The 12,760-nt window shown below is 61.7% G+C and carries 13 protein-coding genes; 2 read left to right on the forward strand and 11 right to left on the reverse strand.

Features of this window, described 5'->3' with window-relative positions; genetic code table 11:
* Positions 1-31: 31 nt before the first annotated feature.
* The 9 genes from MUY21_RS05745 to fabA all read right to left on the reverse strand — a co-directional run bounded on the left by MUY21_RS05745 (position 32) and on the right by fabA (position 9,040).
* Positions 32-1,270 carry a mandelate racemase/muconate lactonizing enzyme family protein gene (locus tag MUY21_RS05745; RefSeq protein WP_248409392.1) on the reverse strand — a complete coding sequence of 413 codons (1,239 nt, stop codon included), beginning with the start codon at positions 1,268-1,270 and terminating at the stop codon, positions 32-34.
* A 9-nt stretch (positions 1,271-1,279) separates the two neighbouring features.
* Positions 1,280-2,371, reverse strand: coding sequence for a zinc-binding dehydrogenase (locus MUY21_RS05750; RefSeq protein ID WP_248409393.1), 1,092 nt, complete (start codon positions 2,369-2,371; stop codon positions 1,280-1,282).
* Positions 2,372-2,463: 92 nt separating this feature from the next.
* Complete coding sequence (gene pcaD, locus MUY21_RS05755; protein ID WP_248409587.1) at positions 2,464-3,258, reverse strand: 3-oxoadipate enol-lactonase; 795 nt, start codon at positions 3,256-3,258, stop codon at positions 2,464-2,466.
* On the reverse strand, positions 3,258-4,475 hold the full coding sequence (locus MUY21_RS05760) for an endonuclease/exonuclease/phosphatase family protein (protein ID WP_248409394.1): 1,218 nt from the start codon (positions 4,473-4,475) through the stop codon (positions 3,258-3,260). Before MUY21_RS05760 ends, pcaD begins: the two co-directional genes overlap by 1 nt.
* A gap of 12 nt (positions 4,476-4,487) precedes the next feature.
* Positions 4,488-5,459 (reverse strand): threonine/serine dehydratase, encoded by a 972-nt coding sequence (locus MUY21_RS05765; protein WP_248409395.1) that lies wholly within the window; start codon positions 5,457-5,459, stop codon positions 4,488-4,490.
* On the reverse strand, positions 5,456-6,283 hold the full coding sequence (locus tag MUY21_RS05770) for an alpha/beta hydrolase (protein ID WP_248409396.1): 828 nt from the start codon (positions 6,281-6,283) through the stop codon (positions 5,456-5,458). The genes MUY21_RS05765 and MUY21_RS05770 overlap by 4 nt, the downstream gene beginning before the upstream one ends.
* Positions 6,284-6,422: 139 nt before the next feature.
* Positions 6,423-7,211, reverse strand: a complete 789-nt coding sequence (locus tag MUY21_RS05775; RefSeq protein WP_248409397.1) for an enoyl-ACP reductase — start codon at positions 7,209-7,211, stop codon at positions 6,423-6,425.
* A 27-nt stretch (positions 7,212-7,238) separates the two neighbouring features.
* Complete coding sequence (fabB, locus tag MUY21_RS05780; protein ID WP_248409398.1) at positions 7,239-8,468, reverse strand: beta-ketoacyl-ACP synthase I; 1,230 nt, start codon at positions 8,466-8,468, stop codon at positions 7,239-7,241.
* A 62-nt stretch (positions 8,469-8,530) separates the two neighbouring features.
* Complete coding sequence (gene fabA, locus MUY21_RS05785) at positions 8,531-9,040, reverse strand: bifunctional 3-hydroxydecanoyl-ACP dehydratase/trans-2-decenoyl-ACP isomerase (RefSeq protein ID WP_191286123.1); 510 nt, start codon at positions 9,038-9,040, stop codon at positions 8,531-8,533.
* A gap of 227 nt (positions 9,041-9,267) precedes the next feature.
* Between fabA and irrA the strand changes: the two genes are divergently transcribed.
* Complete coding sequence (gene irrA / locus MUY21_RS05790; protein WP_248409399.1) at positions 9,268-9,684, forward strand: iron response transcriptional regulator IrrA; 417 nt, start codon at positions 9,268-9,270, stop codon at positions 9,682-9,684.
* 122 nt (positions 9,685-9,806) lie between these two features.
* Here irrA and MUY21_RS05795 read toward each other — a convergent pair whose 3' ends face one another.
* Positions 9,807-10,235: a peptidylprolyl isomerase gene (locus MUY21_RS05795; RefSeq protein ID WP_191286125.1), complete on the reverse strand. Its 429-nt coding sequence runs from the start codon at positions 10,233-10,235 to the stop codon at positions 9,807-9,809.
* Positions 10,236-10,351: 116 nt separating this feature from the next.
* On the reverse strand, positions 10,352-11,215 hold the full coding sequence (locus tag MUY21_RS05800) for a hypothetical protein (protein WP_248409400.1): 864 nt from the start codon (positions 11,213-11,215) through the stop codon (positions 10,352-10,354).
* A gap of 147 nt (positions 11,216-11,362) precedes the next feature.
* On the opposite strand from MUY21_RS05800, the gene miaB reads away from it, so the two are divergent.
* Positions 11,363-12,694, forward strand: a complete 1,332-nt coding sequence (gene miaB / locus MUY21_RS05805) for a tRNA (N6-isopentenyl adenosine(37)-C2)-methylthiotransferase MiaB (RefSeq protein WP_248409401.1) — start codon at positions 11,363-11,365, stop codon at positions 12,692-12,694.
* Positions 12,695-12,760: the final 66 nt, after the last annotated feature.

The following is a 12,760-nucleotide window of genomic DNA, read 5'->3' on the forward strand; positions in this document are numbered from 1 at the left end:
AGACTCAAACTGCTTGTATGGCGCTAGACGCTCACACCTTTTGCCCCGGTGCCCCGCCCTCGAAACAGTTTTCGTCGGTATAACGACACGGCGCTTCCTGCGGTTCCAGATGCAGGCCGGCGCCGGTGTAGGGATGGGCGCGCATCAGGGCTTCATCCGGGGTAATGCCCAACCCAGGTGTGTCGGGTGGCAGGATATAACCCGCGTCCCAGCGTAGTGTCTGGCCGATCAGGGCAAGGTGGAAGTCGCCTCCCCGCTCGATGGTTTCAACCATCAGAAGGTTCGGGATGGACGCGCCCAGATGGATGTTGGCAGCCCATTCGATGGGGCCTGCGTAAAGATGTGGGGCGATCAGGGCATTGTGCACTTCGGCGATGGCGGCGATTTTCCTGGCTTCCCATATACCACCGACGCGCCCAAGGGCAGGTTGCAGGATGGACGCCGCGCCTTGCCGCAGAACTTCGGCAAATTCGGTCTTTGTGGTCAGACGCTCTCCGGTCGCCACCGGGACGGGGCTGGCGCGGGCGACTTTCGCCATTTCGGCAATGTTGTCCGGCGGGATCGGTTCCTCGTACCACAGCGGGTCATAGGGCGCGATGGCCTGGGCAAGGCGGATCGCGCCCCCGGTGGTGAACTGGCCATGTGTGCCGAACAACAGGTCGGCCTTGTCACCTACGGCTTCGCGGATGGCGGCGCAAAACGCGACCGACCGCGATATGTCACGCATCGCGGGCATATGGCCTGAACGGATCGTATAGGGCCCTGCAGGGTCGAATTTCAGCGCGGTGAAGCCCTGCGCCACGCGGGTCGCCGCGGCTTCGGCGGCCATCTCGGGCGAGGTCCAGAACGCGGGCAGCGGATGGCCGGGATCGGGATAGAGATAGGTGTAACTACGCAAACGGTCGTTCATCTTGCCACCCAGCAAAGCCCAGACAGGCCGCCCGCGCGCCTTGCCCAGAATGTCCCAGCACGCGATTTCAAGGCCCGAAAACGCGCCCATGACCGTGGGGTCCGGTCGTTGGGTGAACCCGGCGGAATAGGCGCGGCGGAACATCAGTTCGACATTCTCGGGATTTTCGCCCTGCATGTGGCGGGCGAACACGTCTTCGATCACGGCGCGCATGGCATCGGGTCCAACGGCGGCGGCATAGACTTCGCCCCAGCCGGTGATGCCATCATCCGTTGTCAGTTTTACAAAGATCCAATAGCGTCCACCCCAGCCGGGGGCAGGCGGCGCGACCACGAAAATTTCCAGATCCTGCAGGCGCATCAAAGCCTCCTAGTTACGGTCGAACAGGATAACGTTGCGACGAGCCGCGCCTGCGCGTGTATCGGCAATCGCCTCGTTGATCTGGTCCAGTCGCCAGCGGCCCGAGATCAACTCGTCCAGTTTCAGCCGCCCCTGCTGGTACAGGTCGATCATCCAGGGAATGTCGCGCTGGATCACCACATCGCCCATCTTGCTGCCGACCATGCCCTGACCCAGTGCGGCGAGGATCACCGGTTCGTATCGTGACATCCCGCCAGAGTGGGGCATGCCCACCATCACAACCTTGCCGCCGGGGGCAAGGTAGCGCGGGGCGGCGTCATAGGCGGGCAACGCCCCGACAGTGACAAGCACGGCATCGGCGCCACGCCCGGCCGCGCGGCGTGCGGCTTTCCAGGGGGCATCGTCGGTGGCCAGCACCCCGTGTGTGGCGCCAAATTCGATGGCAGTGTCCAGTTTGCCTTCGTTCATGTCGATGGCGATGATGCGGGACGCCCCGGCGATGCGCGCGCCTTGGATGGCGTTCAGCCCGACACCACCTGCGCCGATCACCACAACGACCTGACCGGGGCGGATATGGGCGGCATTGACCGCCGCCCCGACCCCGGTGATCACGCCACAGGCCAAAAGCGAGGCAACATCCATCGCCATGTCATCGGGGATGCGCACCACCTGGCTGTGGTCCACCACCACCCGTTCCGCAAACCCGCCTGTCGCCATGGCCTGGTGCAGCCTGCCACCCTCTGCCGTCCTGATCGGCCCCTGATCGCCGTCATAGGGCGTTTCGCAGGTGACGGGCGACCCCGACGCGCAGCTTGGACAGGTCTGGCAGGCGCGGATCAGGGTGACCACCACCGGATCGCCAACCGACAGCCCCCGCACCTGATCGCCCAGTCCTGTGACGCGCCCTGCGGCCTCGTGGCCATAAACAGCGGGCAGAGAGCCGCCCCAATCGCCATCCAGATACGAGATGTCGCTGTGACATATCGCGACCGCATCCAGCGTGACTTCGACCTCGCGTCCTTCGGGCGCCCGGATCGCTATGTCCTCGATGACCAGAGGTGCGCCAAAGCTGTGGCAAACGGCGGCTTTGATAGTGTCCATCAGTGTCCCCTCGGCATAATTTCAGGCATGGTGGCGCAGGTGAGGGGCAAATGCCAAGCGCGAATGCAACATGTGGCGGGCCGGGGCAGCGGTCAGAGATGCCCGATGCTGGTCAGGAAATCGGTCAACAGGGTTGCAAACATATCCGGCTTTTCGACCGGGGGCATGTGGCCTACGCCCCGGATCAGCTCGAACCGGGCGCCGGGGATCAGCCCGGCGGTTTCGCGCACAAGATCGGCGGGGGTCGAGCCATCCTCGGACCCTGCGACGGCCAGTGTGGGCAGGCGCAGCCTTGCGGTGCTTTCGTAAAGATCGGTGTCTGCAATCGCCTCAATGCAGCCCAGATAGCCCGTCAAAGGCGTGGTGCGCATCCGGGTGCGGGCGGCGTTGACGATATCGGGATGGTCGCGTTGGGTTGCGCGGGAAAACCAGCGGTGCATGGTGGCGTCAAGCTCTGCCTCGATCCCGCCTTCGCGCACGGCCTTGATGCGGTCGGCCCAGATGGCCGGTGTGCCGATCTTGGCGGCGGTGTTGGCAATCACCAGCCCCCGCACAAGGTCCAGCCGTTCCGCCGCCAATCCTTGCGCAATGATGCCGCCGATGGACAGGCCGACAAAGACGCAGTCCCTCACGCCGAGCCGATCCAGGCTGCGCGCCGCATCGCCCACCAAGTCACCCATCGGATAGGGGCCATCGGGGCAGGGGCTGTTGCCATGACCGCGCATATCCATGCGGATCAGACGCAGGCTTTGCGGCAATCGCGCCACCACAGCGTCCCACATCGTCAGATCAGACCCCAGCGCATGGGCGAACGCCACGGCCGGGCCGTCCGGCGCGCCGCTTTCGGCCACATGCAGCACCACGCCGCCCTGATCGGGAATGATGATCACCGGCGCGGCTCGTCCTTGTCACCAAGCATGGTCAGATAGGCCATGATCTGCCCGTGATCCGACGCCAGCTTGTTATAGGGCGCTTCGGGGTGCGAGCCATCGGTGATATGGTCATTCAGCACGCTGAAATAGGTCATGTCGGCGATGCGGTTGGCGTTCTCCGGGTGGAAATGACGGCTGAGATAGATCTGGTCGATGCTTTCAAACACCCCTGCAAAGGCCGAAGTATAGACCATGTCGCGCAAGGATTTCCGCACAAAGAGCTTTTCGGCAGAGTGCAGGCGCACGGCTTCGACTGCGCGCGTGATCTGGATGCTTTCCTCTTTCGAATAACGGTCGCGGTCTGACTTGGCATCATGGCGCAGCATCCACGCATAATTTTTGAACGGCACTTCGCCTGAGATGATTTCCGAACTGACCGCATGTTCACCATCGTTGAAATCGCCCATCACGACGACCGGATTGTTCTGGCGCAACTCCTCGATGATGAAACTGCGCAAGACCCAGGCTTCGGCCATCCGGCGCATGGCGGCGCGGGCTGACCCGAGCGCACGCCCGACCGGGTCATAGTTGGTCAAATCCTCTTCAGGGGCGAACTCCGCGCCGGGGGGGCGGATGTATTCGCCCAGTTTCGATTTCAGGTGGCAGTTGAATACGGTGATGACCTGATCGCCGACAGGAATGCGGGCGCGCAGGATCGGGCGCGACAGACGTCGCAGCGTATAATGCCCCGCGTCATCATCCAGCCCCCGCAGCGCGGTAAAGGGGATGGTCAGCGGTTCGGGCATATCCTGAATGACCTGTGGGGGCTCGGTGAAGCCGAAGCGCGACAGGATCGCGACACCCGGACGGCGCTGACCGGGGCCTTCGTCTGCGGCGTTGGGCGCAAAGGCCAGATGGTCCATGTCCCATGGCCGAACGGCCAGTTTGCGGAAGATCGCCTTGCGGTGATAGCCCTTGGACTTGTCAGGGATGGTCGCGGCATTCAGGGCCGCGACGCGCTTGTTCGCCTCGCCGATCACATCGCGAAGGGCGTCTTCTTCAAAGATCTCCTGAAACCCGATGATGTCGGCGTCCAGCGCCATCAGTTGATCAGCCATCCAGTCGCGTTTCCACGCATATTCCTCGGGTGTGTAGCTTTGAAACTCGTAATATTCCTGATTGGGTCCGATCAGGTTCTTTACGTTGAACGAGGCGATCGTGAAATCTGTCATATGGTCCTCCGGTCAGGGGAAGCGGGTCAGGGCGTCGGCAAAGACCGGCGAGTCGACATTGCCGCCGGACACGACGACAATCACACTGTCACCGTCGATCTGGTCAGCGTGATACAGGGCAGCGGCCAGCGCCACCGCACCACCGGGTTCAACGACGATTTTCAGGTGGTTGAAGGCAGCGGTCATGGCGCGCAGGCAATCGTCGTCTGGCACCGACAAACCCGGCCCGCAAAGGCGCTTCAGAATGGGAAAGGTCAGTTCACCCGGTGATGGGGTGATGATGGCATCGCAAATCGACCCCGACAAGCGCGGGTTGCGTTCAATCTGCCCCGAGACGAGAGAGCGGGCCACATCGTCAAACCCCTCCGGCTCGACCGGGTGCACGTGAAAGTCGGGTGCGTCAGCCTCCAGCGCCAGCGCGATGCCCGAAGTCAACCCGCCTCCGCCGCAGGGAACCAGAACCCTAGCGTCCGCGATCCCCATTGCGCGGGCTTGTTCGGCAATCTCAAGCCCAACCGTGCCTTGCCCGGCGATCACGTCGGGATTGTCGAACGGTTTGATCAGGGTCAGCTTACGATCATTGGCCAGCCGCGCGCCGATCTTGTCCCGATCCTCGGTCGCGCGATCATAGAGGATCACCTCACCCCCCAGCGCGCGGGTGTTGTCGATTTTCTGGCGCGGGGCGTCTGAGGGCATGACAATCACCGACGGCGCACCGATTGCCTTGGCCGCCATCGCAACCCCTTGAGCATGGTTCCCGGATGAAAAAGCAATGACACCCTGTTTGCGCTGCGCTGCGCTCAGTTTCGAGACTGCATTCCAAGCGCCACGAAACTTGAAACTCCCGGTGTGCTGCAGACATTCGGGTTTCACGATGACCCGCTTGCCGGCGATCTCGTCCAAAAATGACGAAGAAAGCAAAGGTGTGCGACGCACATGGCCGTCAAGGCAGGAGTCTGCCGCGCGGATGTCGTCGATATTCAACGAAGATCCTCCAACCAATCGTGGATCGTCTCAAGTGCTTCGGGTTCGTCCAGAAACGGAACATGCCCACGATCTGTCACGCGGGCATAGCGCATGTCGGGAATACGGCGCCGCATCTCGGCGACCGTGTCATCGGTCAGAATATCCGAGTTCTCACCGTGGATCAGCGCCACGGGCAGGCCCTGCAACGCATCAAAAAACGGCCACAAGTCCGGTGCAGGTTGCGCCCCAGCCTCCAGCAAAGCGTCGCGCAGGGCCGGGTCATAGCGGTTCTTCAACCCGGTTTCCGTTTGCGAATACAGATGGCGCACTTCGGCCTCCCACCGCTCCATGGTGACATTGCGAAAACCCAACTCTGCCATGATCTCGGCCCGGATCGCGGCAGCATCCTTGTAGAACCTTGCCGATGGCTTGCGTCCCACGAACCCCTTTATGTAGTCCAGCCCCCGCGGGTCGATCACGGGGCCGATATCGTTCAGACATGCGCCCAGCAGCCGGTCTTTCGCGGTGGCGGCGATCCCCATCGCAATCAATCCGCCGCGCGAGGTGCCAAGGATCGCGGCCTGATCGATTCCCAGATGATCCAGCAGCATAAGCGCGTCATCAGCCTCTTGCGGTACGGTATAGGTCTGATGCGGCCCCCAATCCGATGCGCCGCGCCCGCGATAATCCATGCGGATCAGGCGCACCCCCGACAAATGCGGCGCCACGAAGTTGAAATCGTCCGAATTGCGGGTCAGTCCGGCCAGAGCCAGAACCGGCAGGCCTTCGCCTTCATCCCGATAGGCCAGCGTCAGGCCATCGCGCGCGATAAAGTTCTCCATTCCCGTTCCCCGTCGCTACCTGTTTTTGCCAGTAAGCACCGGTTGGGGAAGGGGTGCAAGCAGAAGGCATGGGGGCCATCAATCCAGAACACCCGCCGAAGATGGCGGGTGTTCTGCAGACCGGTAATCAGCGTCTTTGTCAGAGGTTTTCCGGTTGCGGCATCCCAAGCACGTGGAAGCCGCAATCGACGGTGATGATCTCGCCCGTGGTGCAGGCGCCATATTCCGACGCCAGATAGACCGCTGTGCCGCCGATGCTTTCCAGTGTCGCGTTCTGGCGCAGGGGGGCGTTTGCCTCGGTATGGCGGAAAGTCTTGCGCGCCCCGCCAATCGCCGCGCCTGCCAGCGTTTTCATCGGGCCGGGCGAAATCGCGTTCACGCGGATACCATCGGGACCAAGGTCGTTCGCCAGATACCGCACCGACGCCTCAAGCGCCGCCTTGGCCACGCCCATCACGTTGTAAAACGGCGTCACCCGGTTCGACCCGCCATAGGTCATGGTCAGGATCGTGCCACCATCCGTCATCTTGGGCGCGACGCGGCGGGCCACCTCGATCAGCGAATAGCAACTGATATCCATCGAGTTTTTGAAGTTCGCGCGACTGGTGTCGACAAACCGACCCGTCAGTTCGTTCTTGTCGGAATAGGCAATGGCGTGGACCAGAAAGTCGATGCTGTCCCAGTTGGACCAAAGCGCGTCAAAGCCCTTGTCCAGCGCATCATCGTTCGTCACGTCCATATCCACCAGAAGGTCCGACCCGACCGACGCGGCAAGCGGTTGCACCCGTTGCCCAAAGGCTTCGCCCTGATAGGAAAACGCGAGCTCCGCCCCTTCGTTCGCCATTGCCTGCGCAATGCCCCATGCGATGGACCGGTTGTTGGCAACCCCCATGATGAGGCCACGTTTTCCTTGCATCAGCCCTGCCATGTCAGTTCCTCGGTCTTGTTTCAAACATCAGTCGCGGTATTTGCTCAGAAGCATCGAGCCATTGGTCCCGCCGAACCCGAAACTGTTGGTCATCACCGTATCAAGCCCCGCGTTTTCAACCAGTTCGGTGGCGATCTCGCCGGGATTGATGGCCGGGTCCAGCGTCTCGATGTTGATCGAGGGGGTGATGAAGTCGTGCTCCAGCATCAAGAGGCAATAGACAGCCTCCTGCGCGCCGGTCGCGCCCTGGCTGTGCCCCGTCATCGACTTGGTCGAACTGATCGGCGGGGTCGAGCCTTCGCCAAACACACGGCGCACGGCTTCCACTTCTCCGACATCGCCAACGGGCGTCGAGGTGCCATGCGCGTTGATATACCCCACTTTTCGAACATCTGGCAGCGTATCCAGCGCCAGTCGCATCGCACGCTCGCCACCTTCACCCGACGGGGCCACCATGTCGTGACCGTCCGAGGTCGCGCCATAACCGGTGACTTCGGCATAGATTTTCGCCCCGCGCGCCTTGGCGTGGTCGAGGTCCTCAAGCACCAGAATGGCTCCGCCGCCGCCGATCACGAACCCGTCTCGATCCGCGTCAAACGCACGCGAGGCTTTTTCGGGCGTGTCATTGTATTTCGACGACATCGCGCCCATCGCGTCGAACAGGCAGGACAACGTCCAGTCCAGCTCTTCACCACCACCGGCAAACATCACGTCCTGCTTGCCCATCATGATCTGCTCGGCCGCGTTGCCGATGCAATGCAAGCTGGTCGAACAGGCTGACGTGATCGAATAGTTGATGCCCTTGATCTTGAACGCGGTCGCAAGGTTCGCGGAAATCGTCGATCCCATGCATTTCGGCACCGCAAACGGGCCAATCCGCTTGGTCCCGCCGGTTTTCAGCGCGGTCTGGTGGGCGGCAAACATCGCGCTGGTCGACGGCCCGCCGGAGCCGGCCACCAACCCGGTGCGCGGGTTCACCACATCATCTTCGCATAACCCGGCATCGGCAATCGCCTGGGTCATCGCGATATGGGCATAGGCCGCACCTGGCCCCATGAAACGCAGCGTGCGCTTGTCCACATGTTCGGTGATGTCGATATCGGGCATGCCGGCGATCTGACTGCGGAAGCCATGCTCGACCATGTCCGCGTTCGCGGTGATGCCGGATCTGCCAGCCTTGAGCGAGGCCAGAACCTCGTTCTTGTTGTTCCCGATGGCCGAGACAATGCCCAGACCGGTAACGACCACACGACGCATATGCGCACTCCTTCACGTGTCGGTGACGGGTCGCGCCCGACACCGGAAATCCTTTTGTCCTGTCAGCTTTCGGACAGGGCCACCTTCATGTCCTTGACCTGATAGATCACTTCGCCATCCGCTTCCACAATCCCGTCGGCAACCCCCATGGTCAGCCGCCGGGTCTGGATCGCCTTGGTGAAGTCGATCTTGTAGGTCAGCATCTTGCGATCCGGGCGCACCATGCCGGTCAGCTTGACCTCGCCCACACCCAACGCATACCCGCGCCCTTGCCAGCCGCGCCAGCCCAGATTGAACCCGGTCAACTGCCACAAACCGTCCAGACCCAGACAGCCGGGCATGATCGGGTTGCCGGGAAAATGGCAGTCAAAGAACCAAAGATCGGGGGTGATGTCGAACTCGGCCAGAACATGACCCTTGCCATGCGCCCCGCCATCGCCGGAAATATCCGTGATGCGGTCCATCATCAGCATGGGCGGGGCGGGAAGCTGCGCGTTGCCGGGGCCGAACAACTCGCCCCGCGCACATTTCAAAAGATCGTCCTTGTCGAAACTCGTCGGATAATCCGCCATTCCCCGCGCCCCATATCTTGTGTATGCCTTCCCTTCACCCTCTATCACCCGGCCCAAGCCGGACGCAAGGGCGGGTACACACCCGCACATGCTGATGCGCGACCGCAGGGCAACAGTCCGGGCCAACGGCCCCCTCACGGTTCCGACCAGAAATTATTGGCACTTTGGCATATCAGCCCTTATATTTGATAACGACCTACGATCACAGCGGACAAGACACCCGACCGATGGACCACGACAGCGACACGACAGAAGCAACATGGCTGGCAAGCGCGGGGTTGCGTCCGACGCGCCAACGGCTCGCCCTGGCACATCTTCTGATCGGCGATGGCCAGCACCGCCATGTGACGGCAGAAAGCCTGTACGAAGCATCGCGCGACAGCGATGAACGGGTGTCGCTGGCCACCGTCTACAACACGCTGCGGGTGTTTTCAGACGCGGGGCTTCTGCGAGAAATCACCGTCAACGGCGCGCGCAGCTATTTTGACACCAACGTCACCAACCACCCGCATTTCTTCTGGGAAGACACCGAAGAGCTGATGGACGCTCCGGACGAAGACCTGAAAATTGCACAGCTTCCCAAAGCCCCTGCAGGCACTGAAATCGCAAAAGTCGACGTGGTGATCCGGCTGCGCCGCAAATAACGCCCCCTCGTTTCTTCTGGCCAAAAATATCCTGGGGGAGGGCGAAAGCCGCCCGGCTTTCGCACGGGGGCAACGCCCCCCTGGACGCGCGCAGCCCGCGCGCCCGCATCGTTCAAAACAGCTTAAGCAACGCTGACCACTTCAAAATCAAAGATCAACGTCTTGCCCGCCAGCGCGTGGTTGGCGTCCAGTGTCACACTGTCGTCGGTCAGTTCGGTCACCGTCACCGGGATGGGCTGGCCCTGCTGGCCGGTCATCTGAAGCTGCAGACCCACTTCAAGAGGGATCTCGGCCGGAATGTCGCCCCGTGGCACCTCCAGAAGCGCCTCGTCCTGACGCGGGCCATAGGCTTCTTCCGGGGCGATGGTGACTTGTTTCTTTTCGCCGACGCTCATACCGGGCAGGGCTTTGTCCAGACCCGGAATAATCATGCCGGACCCCACAGTGAACTCCAACGGATCGCGCCCTTGCGAGCTGTCGAACACGGTGCCGTCCTCCAGGGTGCCGGTGTAATGAATGCGCACGGTTGCGCCGGATGTGACTTCGGTCATGAATGCCTCGTGATGTAAGGGGATTGATGGACAAGGCCGCTGGCTCAGCGGGTGCTTGTATGATGCCCCGACCCTAAAGGTTCATGTCGGAATGTAAAGGGACGGCCCCGGATGGCCTAGAACCACTGCCCGGGCTCCATCAGGCCAAGGTCCAGCAATTGTTGCGAGTTCCAGTCGAAGCGGGTCGAGTTATGCCACTTGAACGTCGGGATGTCGAAGGTGGACCCGGCGTTTGATTTCAATGCCTTGGCGATGCGGAAACTGGCAATCGCAACCGTGATGTTGTTGTGCCAGGGACAGGCATAGGTATTGTATTCTTCATCGCTGAATGTGTGGTCAGGGCGCAGCTTCAACCCCTTCTTCGCGCGGAAGATCGAGATTCGGTCGATTTTGCGCCGGGCCGGGGGAATGTGCTCTTCGAACCGCCACCGCAGCCCGCCGAAGAAATCCAATTGCCGCTCGCTTGGGTTTCCGTCGTCGTCCGGTCGGCCCAGCGCGTAATAGCCCGACTTGTCCAGAAACGCATGATCCAACGCCACGGCGTTTGGGTGCTGCGATAAATCATCCGCATACAGGTCCACGACGTAGCTCAGCACCGCGTCGCGCCGTTCTTCGGTGTGAAAGGCCAGCAACTCTCCGATCGACCGGGTTTCGCAGAACGGATGGAACAGGTATTCGGCGTTGAAGCAGTAATAAAGCCAGGTGCCGGGCGCGGCGTCGATGATCTTGTTGACCGCATGTTCCACCGCCCCATCACGGGCGACGGCATAAGGAATCCGATGGATCGTATCTTCGACGGCTTCGGGCAGATCCAGCATGTCGGGCGCAAACACCAGAACCTCGGCAAAGCCGGCCTTCTGGTGGTGGGCGATGGTGCTTTCCACCTCGACCAGATCTTCGGCAAAGATCATCGCCACCGGCCCTTTGGCCAGCGCCTTGTCCCCGGTGCGCAGGAAATCTGTCAGCCCTTGATACCGCATCGGTCCCTTTCTCTTGCCGCAGGATTCTGTGGCATCCGGGTTAAAATGCTATGAAATCAAGGTGTTTTGCAAGCGTTGCGGGGGGCGTGGCTTTGCTATAGGAAACGGGGCCTGATCCACCGCCCTATCCAGCAGGAACTGCGCGTCATGTCCGACCCGAAAAAGCTCTTCATTCGCACATATGGTTGCCAGATGAATGTCTATGACAGCGAACGCATGGCCGAGGCGCTGGGCGCGGACGGTTACGTGGCAACGGACACGCCTGATGATGCGGACATGATCCTGCTGAACACCTGCCATATTCGCGAGAAAGCCGCCGAGAAAGTGTATTCCGAGCTTGGGCGCTTCAAAGGTCTGAAGGCGGGCAACCCCGATCTGAAAATCGGTGTGGCAGGCTGTGTCGCGCAGGCCGAGGGCGAGGAAATCATGCGCCGCCAACCGCTGGTCGATCTGGTGGTCGGCCCGCAGACCTATCACCGTCTGCCGCAGATGATGGAGCAGGTGGCGAAGGGTGAAAAGGCGCTGGACACCGATTTCCCGGAAGAAGACAAGTTTGAACACCTGCCCGTGCGGCATGGGGCGAAAAAGGCGGCGCGCAACCCGTCGGCGTTTCTGACCGTGCAGGAAGGCTGCGACAAGTTCTGCGCCTTCTGCGTCGTGCCCTATACCCGCGGGGCCGAGGTCAGCCGCCCGGTCGACCGCATCCTGAATGAGGCCCGTGATCTTGTGGAACGGGGCGTGCGGGAAATCACGCTCTTGGGCCAGAACGTCAATGCCTATCACGGCGCGGGCGAAGGGGGCGATTGGTCACTTGCGCGACTGATCTGGGCGCTGGACAAGATCGACGGGTTGGAGCGTATCCGCTTCACCACCTCGCACCCCAACGACATGACCGACGATCTGATCGAGGCGCACGGGACCTGCGCGAAGCTGATGCCGTATCTGCATCTGCCGGTGCAATCCGGGTCGGACAAGATCCTGAAGCGGATGAACCGCAGCCACACGGCGGACAGCTATCTGCGCCTGATCGAACGCATCCGCGAAGCGCGTCCCGATATCCTGTTGTCAGGCGACTTTATCGTGGGCTTCCCGGAAGAGGACGATCAGGATTTCGAAGACACGATGGCCCTGATCCGTGAGGTGAAGTATGGGCAGGCCTACAGCTTCAAGTATTCGACCCGTCCCGGCACGCCAGCCGCCGAACGCGCGCTGGTGGATGACGCGGTCGCGACCGACCGTCTGCATCGCCTGCAAGCCCTGATCACCGAACAGCAGCGTGCGATCCAGCAAAGCATGGTCGGAAAAGAGGTCGGCGTCCTATTTGAAAAGACGGGTCGGCTTGAGGGGCAGATGGTTGGCAAATCCGATCATCTGCATGCCGTGCACGTCCATGCCCCGGACGGTCAGGTGGGCGATCTGCGGCGGGTGCGCATTGTGGACAGTGCCCCGAACTCGCTGGCGGGCGAGTTGGTCGGGTAGGGCGCGGCCCCGTCATGTCGAATTTGTGAAGATTTCCGATGGGGGCTTGCGCCCGCCCTCTGCACT

Source organism: Aliiroseovarius sp. S2029, from assembly GCF_023195575.1.
Classification (GTDB): domain Bacteria; phylum Pseudomonadota; class Alphaproteobacteria; order Rhodobacterales; family Rhodobacteraceae; genus Aliiroseovarius; species Aliiroseovarius zhejiangensis.